Consider the following 14,244-nt stretch of genomic DNA (forward strand, 5'->3'; position numbering starts at 1 on the left):
TTTTTTGTCTTGGGGCGGCCCGGCGACAAAATAAACGCCAGCGGGACTCCCGTCCGGCTGGCGGATGAACAACGCCCCCTTTTGCTGTCACCAGCAGAGGGGGCCAGGGCGCATCAGGCGCCGCGTACCTGGCGGAAAGCCTGGTCGAGCAATTCGAACTGAATGTCGATTTCTTCCGGCGTCACGTTCAGCGCAGGCATGAAGCGCAGCAGGTTGGGGCGCGGGGAATTGACCAGCAGGCCAACCGGCGCCAGGTCCCTGGCAGCTTCGACGATCTGGCCGCCGTCTTCGCGATCCAGGACCAGCGCACGCAGCAGGCCACGGCCGCGTTCGCCCTGCATGCCCCACTTGGCCGAAAACGCCAGCGAACGCTGGGCCAGCAGCTCGCCCAACTTGACGACGTTTTCCAGAAAGCCCGGCGCCGCCAGGGTATCAAAGACCGCAACGCCCACCGCCGTCATCAACGGGTTGCCGTTATAGGTGCCGCCCTGGTCGCCCGGACGGAAGCAGCTGACTTCCTCGCGCGCCAGCAGTGCCGACAGCGGCACGCCGCCGCCAATGCCCTTGCCCAGCGTCATGATGTCCGGCTCGATGCCGGCGTGCTGGTAGGCGAACATCTTGCCGGTACGCCCCATGCCGGTCTGCACTTCATCGACGATGAGCAGCAGGCCGTGCTTGCGGGTCAGTTCGCGCAGCTGCTGCAGGAACTCGTCGGTCGCCGGCACCACGCCCGCCTCTCCCTGAACGGGTTCAAGCATCACGGCGATGGTCTGGTCGTCGATCAGCGCCTCGACAGAAGCGATATCGTTGTAGGTTGCCTTGGGGAAACCATCAACCTGGGGCGCGAACAGCGTATCCCAGCCTGGCTTGCCCGATGCCGACATGGTCGCCAACGTGCGGCCATGGAAGGCATTGGTGAAGGTGATGATCTTGTAGGCGCCATTGCGATGGATCTGGCCATAGCGGCGGGCCAGCTTGATCGCCCCTTCGTTGGCCTCTGCGCCGCTGTTGGCGAAGAAGACCTTGTCAAAACACGAGGCATCGGTCAGGCGGTCGGCCAGCGCGATCGACGGTTCGTTGTAGAACGCCGGCGACGGATTGATCAGGCGGTCAACCTGCTGGTGCAGCGCTGCACGGATGGGTTCGGGATTGTGGCCCAGCGCATTGACCGCCCAGCCCTGAACGAAGTCCAGATATCGCTTGCCGGCATGGTCCTCCAGCCACGACCCTTCGCCTCGCACGAAGACGAGTTCGGGACGCTGCGTGATTTCCATGACTGCCTGCACTCTGAACTGAGAAAATTCCATTTCGGCCACCTGCCGCAAAAAGTTGTAAAAGGGAGCCGACAGTATGCCGCATTTACCGGGCTTTTTTGCGACAAGCGCCACCGATATCCGACATTCTGTCAAACAAGGGCCGGCCCGAGCGCCGGCGCGGCTCTGCCCCCGCCCGCCGGCATCGCATGCCAGGCAAAACCTGCCCCCGCCTGCGACTCTGGAAATACCGCTACTGGTATGCTGCGGCGTCTCTTGGAGTAAACTGGCTCCAAGGCTTGGCCTATACGATTACGGAAAACGGCGGCTGCCGCCACCATGGCCATAACGGCTCGAATCCGGACCCCTACAGGCGAACTACGCTGCTCATGTACGACATACTGGTTTATCTGTTCGAAAACTACTACACCCCCCAGGCCTGTCCTGCCGCAGATGTACTGGCGCGCCGCCTGGCGGCAGCCGGTTTCGAAGATGAGGATATCGACGAAGCCTTGGGCTGGCTGGGCGGCCTGGCGGAAAGCACCGCCCGCTGTGTCGGCCTGACGGATGGCCCCATCACGGGCGCCCGCATCTACAGTGAATCGGAATACCAGGCACTGGGCACCCAGGCCATCGGCTTCATCGCATTCCTGGAAAGCGCCGGCGTGCTGCCGGCAGCCTTGCGCGAAATCGTCATCGACCGGGCCATGGTGTGCTCGGAAACCCCCGTTTCGCTGGAAACCATCAAGATCATCGCGCTGATGGTGCTGTGGAGCCAGGAAGCAGAAATCGACCGTTTCATCCTCGAAGAACTGCTGGAGCAGGGCGACGCCCGCCTGCTGCACTGACCCGCCCGCCAGCGGCCGGCGCGCCCGGCCAGCCTGCGTTGAACCCGCCCCACGCCTGCCTGCCGCCCACAAGCCTGGCTTTTCTCCCATGACCTCGCGCCACGCTGCCCCGGCCGCCTATGTCGGCCGCTTCGCCCCCAGCCCCAGCGGCCCGCTGCACGCCGGCTCCCTGGTGGCTGCCATGGCCAGCTGGCTGGATGCCCGTGCACATCGCGGGCGCTGGCTGCTGCGCATCGAAGACGTGGACACGCCCCGCATGGTTGAGGGCGCAGCCACCTGCATCATGCAGCAATTGCAGTCCCTGGGCATGCACTGGGAGGGTGAAGTCATGTGGCAATCCCGGCGCGAAGCCGCCTACCTGGATGCCCTGACGTGCCTGCGTGCGGACGGCAGACTCTACCCCTGCGGCTGCACCCGACGCGAAATCGCCGCAGCAGCCAGTGCCGCCGGCCGCCTGGAAGACAATGGTGAACGCCCCTACCTGGGCATGTGCCGCCACGGCCTGGCCCCTGGCCGCAGCGCCCGCGCCTGGCGCGTGCGCGTCGACCCCGGCATGATCGCCTTCGATGACCGCTGGCTGGGACCGCAACAGCAGAATGTCGAAACCGAGGTTGGGGATTTCGTGCTGCGGCGCGCCGACGGCCTGTGGGCCTACCAACTGGCCGTCGTCGTCGATGACGGCGACCAGGGGGTGACAGACATCGTACGCGGCGCCGACCTGCTGACCAGCACGGCGCGCCAGATCATGCTGGCGCATTTGCTGGGCTACCCGGCACCACGCTACATGCACGTACCGCTGGTGCTGGACCCGGCCACCGGCCTCAAGCTTTCCAAGCAGAACCACGCGCCGGCGCTGGACCTCAGCCAGCCGCTGGAAACGCTGATGCAGGCATGGCGCGCCCTGGGCTTCGCCGGGTTCGCCGCCAACGGCCTGGCGGATTTCTGGTCCATTGCCACAGCACAATGGGCGACGCGCTGGCAGATTCCAGCCTGAACCGGCAGCGGCCCAGGGGGGCTGAATTCACAGCCGCCCATGCACCTCGCCACCTGAACCCCACAAACCCAGCCACCCGGTCACCCGGCAGCCTCGCCATCCGGTCTATTTGCTGGCGCGCAGGCGCTCCCAACTGATCGCCTGCAATTCGTCACGCACCGCCGGCAACGGCGCATATTCCACCGTCAGGCCGGATGCACGCAAGGTACATACGGCAAAACCCGCCCCCTGCACCAGGCTCAAGTGGTCCTGGCACAGGATGTCCTTGGCATGATGCAGGCCGGTTGCAACCGCCAGCACCGTGCCGTACCAGCTGGAAACGCGGTCATAGTGGATATGGCCGCAAAACATCCCCGCCACCGACGCGCCAGTCGCCTGGCGTTCGCGCAGCAAGTCGCGCAGGCGGCGCGTATCGGCCAGGCTGAGGGTCTCCCATTCGCCGCTTTCGTCCTGCTCGTCCAGCGCGGGCGCATGATGCGCAACCAGCAGGCAGGGCAGCCCGGGATGCGCGTAGAGGCGCTCGCGCAGCCAGCCGAACTGCTGGTCATCCAGCGCGCCGCCTATCTTCCCGGGCACGCTGGTATCAAGCACGATCACGTGCACGCCAGCCACCACCGCGTCGTAATGACAGGGGGCAGCAGCCCCCGGCTCGGCATGGGGCAACTGCAGCACGGACCGCAACGCGGCACGGTCATCATGGTTGCCTGCCGCATACAGCACCGGCATGCGCAGGGGTGCCATCAGCGCCGCCAGTTTGCGGTAGCTGGCCTCATCGCCCCGGTTGCTGAGGTCTCCGCTCACCAGCACGAATGCGGGCGCAGGCTGCATGGCCTGCAAGGTGTCGACCACGGCAGCCAGGCGGCTGGCGGTATCGGATTTCAGGCCGGGATCGGCGCCCTGGTCGCCGATATGCAGGTCGGTCAGATGGATGAACGTGATGGGCGTGGAAGATGGGGTGGAAGACATGCGGAAAGAATCCCTGGTGGACGGTATGGCGGAATGCGGTTGGCTCATTTGATGCCGGCGCGCATGAAGCTCTGGATGAACTGCTTCTGGAACAGCAGGAACGCCACCAGCAGTGGCGCCGATGTCAGCAGGGTCGCGGCGGAGATGATGGCCCAGCTGGTGCCCTGATCCGGCGAGGCAAACACCTGCAGGCCCACCGTGACCGGACGGGTAGACACCGAATTCGTGACGATCAGCGGCCACAACAGGTTGTTCCAGTGGTAGCTGATGGAAACCAGGCCGTAGGCCACGTACACCGGCCGTGCCAGCGGCACGTACACGCGCCAGAGGATGCCCAGCGTGCTGGCGCCTTCGATGCGTGCGGCATCCTCCAGCGCGCGCGGCGTGGCCAGGAAGGTCTGGCGCAACAGGAAGATGCCGAACGCCGAGGCGAAATAGGGCATGCCGATGGCCAGCAGGGAATCCAGCAGGCCCATATTGCTGATCGTGCGGTAGTTCTCCACCATCAGCATTTCCGGCATGATCATGAGCTGCAGCAGCACCAGGTAGAACAACAGGTTGCGGCCCGGAAACTCGAAGCGCGCAAACGCATAGGCAGCCAGCGTGCACAGCACGAATTGCACGGCCATGATGACGGTCACCAGTACAGCGGTATTCGCCATGTACCGGGCGAACGGCGCAGCCTCCCAGGCAGCGCGGAAGTTTTCCAGGGTCAGCGGCGCGCCCAGGCTGAAACGGACTTCGTAGGCTGCCGGGTGGATGGCGGTCCAGACCGCATAGGCGAACGGCAGCAGCCACAGCAGCGCCAGCAGCCAGGCGCCGGCCGTCTCCAGCCAGGAAGCCGTCAGCAGGCCAGGCAGGCGCGCCAGCCAGCCTGGCCGCGCCGCGTGCACAGCGCCATTGTCCAAGGCAATGCCAGCGCCGGATTGCGAGCTCATTTTCATTGGTAATGCACCTTTTTATCCAGCCAGGCGAACTGCACGAATGCCAGGATCGCCATCAGCGCCAGCAGCACCACCGTCAGCGCCGAGGCATAGGCCGTATCCCAGTACTTGAAACCGACGTTGTAGATGTAATGCAGCAACAGATTGCTGGCGTTGTCAGGGCCGCCGCGCGTCATGACGATCACGTGGTCGATCAACCGGAATGAGTTGATGAGGGCATTGATCATCACGAACAGGGTGGTCGGCATCAGCAGCGGCCAGGTCACGCGGCGGAAGAACGTCCAGCGGCCGGCACCTTCCAGCGTGGCGGCCTCGCGCAATGCCGGGTCCATCTGCTGCAGGGCAGCCAGGTAGAAGATCATGAAGAAACCGGCCTCCTTCCAGACTGCCAGCACCATGAGGCACGCCAGCGCCGTGGACGGGTCGCCCAACCAGTTTTTGCCGGTCAGGCCGGCCAGCGAACGCAATTGGTCGAGCAAGCCGTAGTCCGGGGTGTAGAAGAACAGCCAGATGTTGGCAACGGCAATCAAGGGCAGCATCGTCGGCAGGAAAAACGACAGCCGCATCCAGGCCTTGCCGCGCATGCCGCTGTTGACGATCAGCGCCAGGCCCAGTGCCAGCACGATGGCGGCCGGCACCGTGACGAGCGCATAGATGGCGCTGTTCCAGAGCGAGGTCAAGAATACCGGGTCGTCCAGCATGACCGCATAGTTTTCCAGGCCAACGAAAACGGCTGGCCGCGCGCCCACCGGCGTACTGAAGAAGCTGTGGAAAAACGTGGCAACCGCCGGGTAATGCGTAAACGCCACCAGCAGCACGACAGCCGGCAAGAGCAGCAGCCATCCCTGGACAGGAGCAAAGCGCAGATTCATGTTGAGAGTTTCCAGATGAGCTTAGCCGGGGCAATGCGGCAGGCTCGCAGGCCGGGCCGCCATCCCTGGGGAAGGCAGCCCGATGCCCACCGTGCCGGCCGCCAGGCAGCCGCGCAGCCCGGTTCAGCGATAACGGCGCAGGATGCGTTCGGATTCGGCCTGCGCGTCATCCATGGCCTGCTGCGCCGTCTTGCGGCCGATCAGCGCTGCTTCGATGTTGTCGTCGATCAGGCGCGCCACGCGCTGGTTGTCATGCGTGGACAGCTCCGCCACGGCATATTGCAACTGATCGCGGGCCACTGCGGCTGCCGGAAACTCCGCCACGTAAGCCTTCATGGCCGGGGTTTCCCAGGCATCCGGGCGTACTGCCACATAACCGGTGCGAATCCCCCATTCGGCAGCGCGTTCAGCCGATGTCAGCCACTTCGCCAGGGTGAAGGCCGCCTGCTGCTGCTCGGGCGTAGCATCCTTGAACAGGTAGATATTGCCGCCGCCGGTCGGGGTGCCGCGCTGCTTGCCTGCCGGCAGCATGGCCACGCCGAAGGGGAAGGGCGCATTGGTGCGTACGTTGGTCAGGTTGCCCGTGGTGGTGGTCATCATGGCCGTACGGCCTTCAAAGAAATCCTTGGGTGTGGTCGCCCATTCGATGGCGCCGGGCCGCATCACCTTGTGCTTGCTGCCCAGATCCACCCAGAACTGCATGGCCTCGACCACTTCAGGGGAATTGAAGTAGGTCTGCGTGCCGTCTTCGCTGGCGATCTTTCCACCGTTCTGCGCCACATAGCCCTGCAACAGCCAATAGGCCGTCAGCGACGAGGGCACCTGCATGCCCCAGCGCACCACATTGCCCTTTTCATCCTTCCTGGTCAGCTTGCCAGCGTATTCGATCACTTCATCCCAGGTCTGCGGGCCACGCTCGGGGTCCAGCCCCGCTTCGCGGAAGGCATCCTTGTTCCAGAAGAACACCGAGGTCGAGCGCTGGAACGGAATGCCCCAGGTCTGCCCGTCGCTCTGGCTATTGCGCATGAAACCCGGGAAAAAACCCTGCAGCCAGGCCCGGTCTTCATCCGTCTTCACCAGGGACTCGATAGGCACCAGCACATCCTGGTCGCGCAGCGTGTACATCTCCGTCGACAGCATGATGGCAGCTGCCGGTGGCTTACCGCTGCGCGCCGCCGTCAGCGATTTGGCCGCCGTTTCGTTATAGGTGCCGGAATACACGGCCTGCACGCGAATATCGGGATGCTCGGCCTGGAAATCCGCCACCATGTCATCAATGATCTTCGTCACCGGGCCGCCAATGGCCACGGGAAAGTAGAACGAAACATCCACGGGTTCGGCCATTGCCGAGGTCCCCGCCGTCAGGGCGGCCAATGCCAGCCCGGCTGCGCCAGCGTGCTTTTTCAAGGTATGCAGAATCATTACGTATCCAGGGGAACGTTGAGGGAAAAACCGGCAAGGGCGCCGTGGCCAGCCACTCAGGCCGCCAGCGACTGCCGCATGTCCAGAACACCCGGCACCGCCAGCCGCTGGCCGGTGGCACCGTTGAAGAAATGGCAGGCCTGCTCGGGCCAGGACAACATGACCTGGTCGCCGGGCTTGCCAAAGAACTGGCTGTCATGCCTGACTGCCAGCGTGGCCGAACCGATGCGGCAACTCAGGATATGGTCGGCACCGTGATACTCCACATGCTCCAGCACTGCCGGTACACCACCCATGACACCCAGGCTGATGTCTTCCGGCCGCAGCCCCAGGGTCACTGGCTGCGCCACGCGTCCGGGCCACAGGCAGATATCCGTTCCCGGCAGCACGGCACCCGCCGCCCGTGTTTCCAGCGGCACCAGGTTCATGGGCGGCACCCCGATGAACCTGGCAGCGAAATGCGTGGCCGGTCGGTGGTAGAGCTCGCTGGGCGCAGCCTGCTGCTCGATGCGCCCGGCCCGCATCAGGATGACCTGGTCAGCCATGCTCATCGCTTCGGTCTGGTCATGGGTGACGTACACCATGGTCATGCCCAGGCGCTGCTGCAAGCCACGGATTTCACGCCGCATTTCATGACGCAGCTGCGCATCCAGGTTGGACAGCGGCTCATCCATCAGGCAAACCGAGGAACGCGCCACGATGGCCCGCCCCAGCGCCACACGCTGCTGCTGTCCGCCGGACAACTGCCCGGGCTTGCGCAACAGCAGGTCCTGCAGGCCCAGCACATCTGCCGCATGGCGCAGGCGCCGGGCCCGTTCGGCGGCCGGCACGCGCCGGATCTTCAGACCGAAAACGATGTTTTCCGCCACGCTAAGATGGGGCAGCAAGGCGTAGTTCTGGAACACCATGGACAAACCGCGCGCCGCCGGCGGCAAGTTCGTCACATCGCGCCCGCCGAGCAATATGCGGCCGCTATCCGGCTTCTCCAGCCCGGCCAGCAGGCGCAAGGTGGTGGACTTGCCGCAGCCCGACGGCCCGAGCAGCACGGTCATGCTGCCCGCCGGCACCTCGAAGGAAACGTCGTTCACTGCCAGATCGCCGCCCCAACCGCGCATCAGCGACTGGATCGACAGGGCGCTCATCGGATTTGCTCCAGCGCACCGTCTTCATGCAGGATATCGGCCGGCACCTGCGAATGGCCATGCCAGTTCAGGCAGGTCACCGTGGCGTAGCCAGCGTCGATCAACGCGTTCTCGTCGCCGTCGCCCGCCAGATAGTTGCGCAGGGCCAGCGGCTCGATCAGCGCATGCTCGCGCTCGCGTTCGGAGTGGATGATGACCTGCGTGGCGACCTTGTCACTGCCGCGCCGCGCCGCGCGCAACGATGCCGGCAGGCGGCGCGGCAGATTGACGTTGAGCCAGTGGCCGTCGCGCGCCCACTGTTCGCGGGCCTGCCAGAAACCCTGCAAACGCCCGGCCAGCCAGCGCTCGCCATCTTCATCGCCGCCACTGTCCCGCGGACGGGAAAAAGCCACGGCGGGAATCCCGCACAGTGCGGCCTCCCGTGCAACCGCCATGGTGCCGGAATACGCAACATCCTCGGCCACGTTACGACCCTCATTGATCCCGGACAGCACCAGGTCCGGCTGGCGGTCGCCACGGAATAGCCAGGACACGCCGGCAATCACACAATCGGCAGGCGTGCCGCTGCATGCATAGCGGCGCGGCGAGCGCTGCGTAACTTCGAAACTGCGACGCAGGGTAATACCATGGCCATAACCGCTGCGGTTGCCGTCCGGCGCGACCACCCAGACGTCATCGGTCAGCAGCAGGGCCGCACGTTCCAGCAGCGCCAGGCCAGGCGCGTCGATACCATCGTCGTTGGAAATGAGAACTCGCATATATCCGCTTTTTTTCTGTGGATTTTCCGGGGAACATCCCGGCCTTGCGAGCAAGTCTATTGAACAAAAGTTTCCTTAAAATGACATTTATTCATTTCTCATCACACCCGGGACGTGATGGAAAATGACATATTCGGCGGGTTATCCTGCGCGCTTCCGTTCCTTTTCCTATCCACCTCCCCGATGTCAGAAGCCAGCCCCCTTTCCGCCAGCGACTTCCTTGCACCCGATACCCACGACGTGAAGCTGCGCGCGGCCTGGCTCTACCATGTCGAACAGCTCACCCAGGAAGAAGTCGCCCGCCAGCTGGGGCTGAACCGCAGCAAAGTCCTGCGCCTGCTGGCTGCAGCGCGCGAAGAAGGGCTGGTGCAGGTTTCCATCAATGGCCGGGGCAGCGACATGCTGCAACTGGAACAGGCCCTGATGGCCCGCTTCCGCCTGCAGCAGGCCATTGTCGTGCCGGTATCCGGGCTGTCGGAAAGCCTGTCCATCAAGGCCGTGGCACATGCCACCGGCCGCTATCTGTCTGACCAGATGACCGACGGCATTTCCATAGGCGTGGGCTGGGGTGCCACGCTGCACCACGCGATACGCTCGCTGGCCTGGCGCCATGTGCGCGACGCCACCGTCGTCTCCCTGTTGGGCGAGGTGACTCATGCTGGCGTGGACAGCCCGTCGGCCGTGGCCTGGCAGCTGGCGCATTTCTACCGCACCGAGCTGTACCAGATCACTGCGCCGGTATTCGTGCCCGACCCTGCGCTGGCGCAGGCGCTCTGGCAAATAGATGAAATGGCCAAGCTGCAGACCCGGGCGCGGCAACTCGACCTCGTGCTGCTGAGCGTCGGCGACCTGAGCCGCCAGGCTTCCATCTTCCGGCGCGGTCTGCTCGGCTGGAACACGGCGGACAACCTGAAGGCTGCCGGGGCGGTTGGCGACGTGCTGTGCCATTTCGTGGATGCCTCCGGCCAGGTCATAGACCATCCGGCCAATCAGCGCGTCATGGCCATCCATCCGGCCAGCCTCGCCCCCGTTCCCCGCATCGTCATTTCGTCCTGTGGCGCCCGCAAGGCCCAGGCCATGATCGCCGGCATCGCGGCCACCCAGGCCCATGTGCTGATCGTGGATGAAACGGCGGCACGCGCCATGCTGCGGCTTGCAGGCGGAGGTTAGGTGGCGGTTTGGCGGCGGATGGGCGACACACCAGCAGTTGCTTGACAGATCGCAGACAGCAGGCAGGGCGTCGCGGCGGCGCCACACCTGGCGTTACGCTTATTTGGCGCCGGCCGACCTAAAATACCCCGATTACCTGTAGGGATGCTGTCCGGCACCAACCCGCCATGCCACCAGACCTACGTCCAGCCACCTTTTCCTGCCGCCACATGCACGCCGACCTGCTCGACATCGACATCTATTCCTGGACGACCCTGGTCGCCCTGCTGGCCAGCCTGACGCTGGCGGCTTTCCTGGGAAAATACACCTGGGGCCGCCGCTTCAAGCACAGCAACACCTCTGATGACGAACTGAAAGTCGTGCTCGGCGCCGCCCTGTCGCTGTTTGCCCTGCTGATCGGCTTCATCCTGACCTTCGCCATCAACGGCTACAACCTGCGCGTGTCCGCAGAGGAAAACGAGGCCATTGCCATCGGCAATGCGCTGCAGCACACGACGTTGCTGGAAGAATCGACACAGGAGCAGGCCGAGCAGATGCTGAGGCATTACCTGGAGCTGCGCATCCAGTTTTTCGAAACCAACGACAATGCGCTGCGCGCCGATCTGCGCCTGCAAGCTATCCAGCTGCAAACCCGCATGTGGACGCTGATCAGCAAAATTGCGCTGGCGAACCCGAACACCATCATCAAGACAGCGCTGGACGCCAGCAACAACCTCTATACCGCCCAGCAGAAAACCATGTCCAGCTGGCGGCGCCAGGTGCCCAATGCCGCCTGGGCGATCCTGCTGCTGTTCGGCCTGTGCTCGAACTTCATGATCGGCTACAACATACGCGGCAAGCAGGGCAGCAATCTGCTGATCCTCACCTTTCCCGTCATCACCGCACTGGCCTTATTCCTGATCGCGGAAATCGACGTACCCGGCAGGGGCATGATCCAGGTCGCCCCCGACAATCTCCAGGCCATCAAGGTCACGCTGGCCCACGGGGGCCTGGCACCCTGAACAACAACGGCCAGCCGCCTGCTCTTTACTCGTTCGTGGCGGCTTCTGCCGCCTCACTGGCGGCAGCGGCCGAGGCAGCCGCCTGAGCCGCGATGGCCCGCACTTCAGCCTCTTCCTTCGGAGACAACTCCCGGGCAGAAGGCGGCGCCAGTTCGGGTGCGGCATCCGCTGCGCCGGACAGGTCATTGACGGGAGCCGGCCGGGGAGTCGGCGGGGCCTCGCGGCTGCCGACCGGGGATGTGTCCCCACTGGCCGCCATGGGCTGCATGTCGGCATCCCGCAATTGCAGCAGCACCGAGCGGCCGGATTCATCGACCCGGAACTCGCCGTAGCGCGCGGGCGAGAAATAAGGCTCCAGCCCTTCGGCAAAGAAATACGCCCCCGTCAGCGCCAGGCTGACGTTATCCCATGAACCTGTGCGCAAGGGAACGACCACTTCGTCGCTGGCCTGAGGTTGCGCGTGCGCTTGCACCCGCAGCACCTCGGCCGGCTGCTCCAGGCCCGCCGCAAATACCGCATAGCCACCAGCGCTGGCCTCTTCCCCCCAGCGCAAAGTGCGATCCGCAGCATAAGCCAGATCCATGTAATCGCCCTGCAGCAGGGCGCGCGGGTCCACCGGCGCCAGTTCGAGCAGCAACGGCTTGCCGTGGGCCAGAATGTTTTCATAGCGCAACACACCTGCATTGGCCACGACCAGCACCGCCAGCAAACCACCCGCCAACCCGGCCTGGGCACCCCGCGTACCAACCGCTCGCTGGCCGGCACCTACCGCCTGCGAACCACCCATGTGCCGCTTATGGCTGCGCGCCAGCACAGCCGACACAGCCAGCGCCAGGCACCCGCCCACCAGCAGCCATTGCGCTTTCTCCAGCAGCGGAATATGTAGGCTGTAGTAGTAATCGAACAGGCCCCACAACAAGGCCAGCGTCCCGAAAACCCGCAACCAGCGACGCTGCAACCCGATGCCCAGCCAGACCCAGACCATGGCAATCAGGACGGCCGGCGCCGACAGGCAGACCAACGACACCAGCAAAGTCATTGCCGTCAGGCCTGCGCGCCAAACCAGCGAGGGCTGCTGCGGCAGACTGCGCAACACCATCAGGGCCACGGCAGCAGGCAAAATCGCATACAGCAGGGCAAAGCTGCCAAACATCACATCCTGGCGCAGCAGCGCGGGCAAATTCTGCACCGCGACGCTGCCCATGCCGAAAATGGCACCCTGGGCCACCAGCATCCAGGCCAGCGCGCCCGGCAACAGCCAGGTTTTTCGTTGCTGCCCATAGGCCAGCACGAATGCCAGCAATGCCCCAACCGTCAGCAGCCAGACATCCGGCACCATGGGCAGCAGGTCATGCCAGCCCTGTTCCATCTGCCACCAGATCATGTCGCCCAGTGCATCCCCGCCCTGGAGCTTCACCCAGAACAGCCAGCGCACGACCACCATCAGGCAGCCTGCCTGCACCAGGGCAGCAACGAAGCGGATGATGCGCCCCGTTCCGGCGCCGTAAAGCACGACGGCCGCCAGCCCCAGCAGCAGATAGCTATAGGGTTCCTCCAGCAGCATCACCAGGCCGAAACCGACAAATCCCATGCCCGCCACGCCTGCCGCAACACCAATCTGCTCGACCATATTGGCAAGCTGGCTGCCTGGCGCGGCCTGTTTCAGGGCCACATTTTCCGTGCTGGCGCTGGCCTTTTCCGCCGCCTGCCTGAGCCGCAGGATCAGGACAGACACCAGCATCAGCACAATGCCGAAGACCAGCGCACCTTCTTCGCTTTCCACCACGCCCAGCAACAGCAGCAGGCCAATGCCGAACAGGGTCACCAGCCAGGCACCGAAACCCTGCACGATCTGCACGGACAAGGGGATGTCTTCCGCACTGCCAGTGGCCTTGCCGGTGATTTTCTCGTGCAGTCGCAAAATCCGCCATGCCACCCATGCCGCCTCAATCAGCACGACGAAGCTCAACACGCTCAGCAGGGCTTCCAGGGAGCCCGAATCGTTCAGCACCGACTGGAAGAAGGCCAGGCTCACGCCGATGGCGCCGATGCCCACAATGGCCAGCACCCACAAATCCTCGTGCCCGGAACGGCTGGAACGCCGCCACAGTACTACTGACGCCACGAGCCAGATGACCCCCAGGATCAGCAGCGGCCCCATGGGTTCGCTGTACCCGCTGAAATCCATGATGCAATACCCGACTTCCATCGCCAGGGGCCAGAGCGCCAGCGCAGTCAGCAAGCGCATGCCCGCCTTGCCATATGCACCGACGCGCTCGCCATACCCATGCCAGAGCACCAGGCACAGCAGATTGGGCAGCGCCTGTTGCCACGTGCCCAGGCTGCCACGCAGGTAATTGACCCCCAGGAAGCTATGGCCTACCGCCAGCCAGAGCGCCAGGGCGATATTCATGAGGGCCAGCCAGAACAGCCACAGGCCCGGCCGCCGCGCCGCCAACGCCCAGGGCAGCAGCAGCAGGGTCCACCAGGCAAACAACTGCCAGCCCTGCGCGCCAGTCTGGTAGGTCTGGCCGACCAGGCCCAACAAGGCGCCAACCCCCACGGCTGCCAGAATCATTATTGCCAGGAACAGGTTACCCTTCGTCCCGCGCCGCCTGACATCCCAGAATGCCAGACCGACGGTTGCAATCAGCAACACTTGCAGGCCCACCAGACGTGTCCACTTTCCGAGGGAAGTCCAATTGGCGGCCAGCAGACAAATCAACCCGCTGGCAAGGAGGATCGCCCCCAGCCAAAGCGCCTGCGAGGACAGCAAATTCCGCCAATTCGAGCCTGCCGTGCCAACTTCATCCTGGCTGATCGCTTGCATGTCTTGATTCTCCAACCGTATGATTCCCCGCAACCTGGCGCCAG

At 64.4% G+C, this 14,244-nt stretch carries 12 protein-coding genes; 4 read left to right on the forward strand and 8 right to left on the reverse strand.

Translation table 11 applies throughout. The annotated features are described in order from the left end of the window. Nucleotides 1-113 precede the first annotated feature (113 nt). Entirely contained in the window at nt 114-1,307 is a 1,194-nt protein-coding gene (locus tag EV679_RS00795; RefSeq protein WP_068373780.1) for an acetylornithine transaminase, read from the reverse strand. Between the two features lie 335 nt (nt 1,308-1,642). Here EV679_RS00795 and EV679_RS00800 point away from each other — a divergent pair, with 335 nt between their 5' ends. Next, nucleotides 1,643-2,101 (forward strand): Smg family protein, encoded by a 459-nt coding sequence (locus tag EV679_RS00800; protein ID WP_068373711.1) that lies wholly within the window; start codon nt 1,643-1,645, stop codon nt 2,099-2,101. An 88-nt stretch (nt 2,102-2,189) separates the two neighbouring features. Then, entirely contained in the window at nt 2,190-3,095 is a 906-nt protein-coding gene (gene gluQRS / locus EV679_RS00805) for a tRNA glutamyl-Q(34) synthetase GluQRS (RefSeq protein WP_130486312.1), read from the forward strand. Between the two features lie 105 nt (nt 3,096-3,200). Here the strand turns inward: gluQRS and EV679_RS00810 are convergent, their stop codons facing one another. The 6 genes from EV679_RS00810 to EV679_RS00835 all read right to left on the reverse strand — a co-directional run bounded on the left by EV679_RS00810 (nt 3,201) and on the right by EV679_RS00835 (nt 9,199). Continuing rightward, complete coding sequence (locus EV679_RS00810; protein ID WP_130486313.1) at nt 3,201-4,061, reverse strand: metallophosphoesterase; 861 nt, start codon at nt 4,059-4,061, stop codon at nt 3,201-3,203. Nucleotides 4,062-4,105: 44 nt separating this feature from the next. Continuing rightward, nucleotides 4,106-4,999, reverse strand: coding sequence for a carbohydrate ABC transporter permease (locus tag EV679_RS00815; protein WP_130486314.1), 894 nt, complete (start codon nt 4,997-4,999; stop codon nt 4,106-4,108). A 2-nt stretch (nt 5,000-5,001) separates the two neighbouring features. Then, on the reverse strand, nt 5,002-5,877 hold the full coding sequence (locus EV679_RS00820; RefSeq protein ID WP_130486315.1) for a carbohydrate ABC transporter permease: 876 nt from the start codon (nt 5,875-5,877) through the stop codon (nt 5,002-5,004). A gap of 123 nt (nt 5,878-6,000) precedes the next feature. Then, nucleotides 6,001-7,299 carry an ABC transporter substrate-binding protein gene (locus EV679_RS00825; RefSeq protein ID WP_130486316.1) on the reverse strand — a complete coding sequence of 433 codons (1,299 nt, stop codon included), beginning with the start codon at nt 7,297-7,299 and terminating at the stop codon, nt 6,001-6,003. Between the two features lie 56 nt (nt 7,300-7,355). Continuing rightward, entirely contained in the window at nt 7,356-8,441 is a 1,086-nt protein-coding gene (locus EV679_RS00830) for an ABC transporter ATP-binding protein (RefSeq protein ID WP_130486317.1), read from the reverse strand. Beyond that, nucleotides 8,438-9,199 carry a 5'/3'-nucleotidase SurE gene (locus EV679_RS00835; RefSeq protein WP_127772890.1) on the reverse strand — a complete coding sequence of 254 codons (762 nt, stop codon included), beginning with the start codon at nt 9,197-9,199 and terminating at the stop codon, nt 8,438-8,440. The genes EV679_RS00830 and EV679_RS00835 overlap by 4 nt, the downstream gene beginning before the upstream one ends. A 183-nt stretch (nt 9,200-9,382) precedes the next feature. On the opposite strand from EV679_RS00835, the gene EV679_RS00840 reads away from it, so the two are divergent. Then, nucleotides 9,383-10,369 carry a sugar-binding transcriptional regulator gene (locus EV679_RS00840; RefSeq protein WP_130486318.1) on the forward strand — a complete coding sequence of 329 codons (987 nt, stop codon included), beginning with the start codon at nt 9,383-9,385 and terminating at the stop codon, nt 10,367-10,369. Between the two features lie 167 nt (nt 10,370-10,536). After that, the gene (locus tag EV679_RS00845; RefSeq protein WP_242611409.1) at nt 10,537-11,370 is read left to right on the forward strand and encodes a bestrophin-like domain; all 834 of its coding nucleotides are present in this window, start codon (nt 10,537-10,539) and stop codon (nt 11,368-11,370) included. Between the two features lie 25 nt (nt 11,371-11,395). Here EV679_RS00845 and EV679_RS00850 read toward each other — a convergent pair whose 3' ends face one another. After that, entirely contained in the window at nt 11,396-14,200 is a 2,805-nt protein-coding gene (locus tag EV679_RS00850; RefSeq protein WP_165389923.1) for a GDYXXLXY domain-containing protein, read from the reverse strand. Between the last annotated feature and the right edge of the window lie 44 nt (nt 14,201-14,244).

The organism is Kerstersia gyiorum (assembly GCF_004216755.1).
GTDB lineage: Bacteria > Pseudomonadota > Gammaproteobacteria > Burkholderiales > Burkholderiaceae_B > Kerstersia > Kerstersia gyiorum.

Excerpts from the sequence above, each read along its gene's own strand:
- EV679_RS00795 (WP_068373780.1), bottom strand. The coding sequence starts at position 1,307 with ATGGAATTTTCTCAGTTCAGAGTGCAGGCAGTCATGGAAATCACGCAG.
- EV679_RS00800 (WP_068373711.1), top strand. The coding sequence starts at position 1,643 with ATGTACGACATACTGGTTTATCTGTTCGAAAACTACTACACCCCCCAG.
- gluQRS (WP_130486312.1), top strand. The coding sequence starts at position 2,190 with ATGACCTCGCGCCACGCTGCCCCGGCCGCCTATGTCGGCCGCTTCGCC.
- EV679_RS00810 (WP_130486313.1), bottom strand. The coding sequence starts at position 4,061 with ATGTCTTCCACCCCATCTTCCACGCCCATCACGTTCATCCATCTGACC.
- EV679_RS00815 (WP_130486314.1), bottom strand. The coding sequence starts at position 4,999 with ATGAGCTCGCAATCCGGCGCTGGCATTGCCTTGGACAATGGCGCTGTG.
- EV679_RS00820 (WP_130486315.1), bottom strand. The coding sequence starts at position 5,877 with ATGAATCTGCGCTTTGCTCCTGTCCAGGGATGGCTGCTGCTCTTGCCG.
- EV679_RS00825 (WP_130486316.1), bottom strand. The coding sequence starts at position 7,299 with ATGATTCTGCATACCTTGAAAAAGCACGCTGGCGCAGCCGGGCTGGCA.
- EV679_RS00830 (WP_130486317.1), bottom strand. The coding sequence starts at position 8,441 with ATGAGCGCCCTGTCGATCCAGTCGCTGATGCGCGGTTGGGGCGGCGAT.
- EV679_RS00835 (WP_127772890.1), bottom strand. The coding sequence starts at position 9,199 with ATGCGAGTTCTCATTTCCAACGACGATGGTATCGACGCGCCTGGCCTG.
- EV679_RS00840 (WP_130486318.1), top strand. The coding sequence starts at position 9,383 with ATGTCAGAAGCCAGCCCCCTTTCCGCCAGCGACTTCCTTGCACCCGAT.
- EV679_RS00845 (WP_242611409.1), top strand. The coding sequence starts at position 10,537 with ATGCCACCAGACCTACGTCCAGCCACCTTTTCCTGCCGCCACATGCAC.
- EV679_RS00850 (WP_165389923.1), bottom strand. The coding sequence starts at position 14,200 with ATGCAAGCGATCAGCCAGGATGAAGTTGGCACGGCAGGCTCGAATTGG.